At 68.8% G+C, this 796-nt stretch carries 1 protein-coding gene; it reads left to right on the top strand.

Annotation, left to right across the window (positions count from 1 at the left end):
* Positions 1-796 (top strand): IS110 family RNA-guided transposase (locus NKJ55_RS35435; RefSeq protein WP_352453931.1); only part of this gene is annotated, 796 nt, incomplete at both ends.

Here is a 796-nt window from a genome sequence, read left to right as displayed (position 1 = left end):
GGTGCGTAAATTGCAACGGCGGGCGGTAGTCCCGTTCTTCGCCAAGCTTGCGCCGGTGAGGATCGGGCTGGAGGCGTGCGGTGGCTCGCATTACTGGGCGCGCACGCTGTCGGGGCTGGGTCATGAGGTGGTGCTGATCGCGGCGCAGCACGTGAAGCCGTATGTGCGGCGCGGCAAGCATGACGCGGCTGACGCCGAGGCGATCTGCGAGGCGATGAGCCGGCCCAGGACACGCTTTGTTGGGATCAAGAGCGGCGAGCAGCAAGCGGCGCAGATGCTGTTTGGGGTGCGCGAGCAGCTGGTGCGGCGGCGCACGCAGCTTTCCAACACGATCCGCGGCTACGCAGCCGAATTCGGCCTGGTGGCCGCACAAGGCCTTGCCCGCATCGAGCCACTGCTGGCCCGCATTGCCGGCGACGCGACGGTGCCGGCGCTGGCAAAGGAACTGCTTGAGACGCTCGGCGAGGAATACCGCGCGGTGTGCGCGCGATACGCGGCAATCGACAAGAAGCTGTTGGCCCATCACCGCAAGGACGAGACTGGACAGCGGCTGGCTGCGATGCCCGGCGTCGGGCCGGTCGTGGCGAGCCTGCTCGGCGTCAAGGTCACTGATGCGACAGCGTTCGGTTCGGGACGCGACTTCGCGGCGTGGCTGGGGCTGACGCCGAAGAACCATTCGACCGCCGGCAAGAACCGGCTGGGGGTGATCACGCGGGCCGGCGACGAGATGCTGCGGCAGGCGCTGGTGGTGGGCGCGACGGCCCACATCCAGCAGGTGCGTCGCGGCCGCGCCAAG

It is taken from the genome of Mesorhizobium sp. M0106, assembly GCF_040322715.1.
Lineage (GTDB): Bacteria > Pseudomonadota > Alphaproteobacteria > Rhizobiales > Rhizobiaceae > Mesorhizobium.
This window is presented reverse-complemented; position numbering and strand designations above follow the sequence as displayed.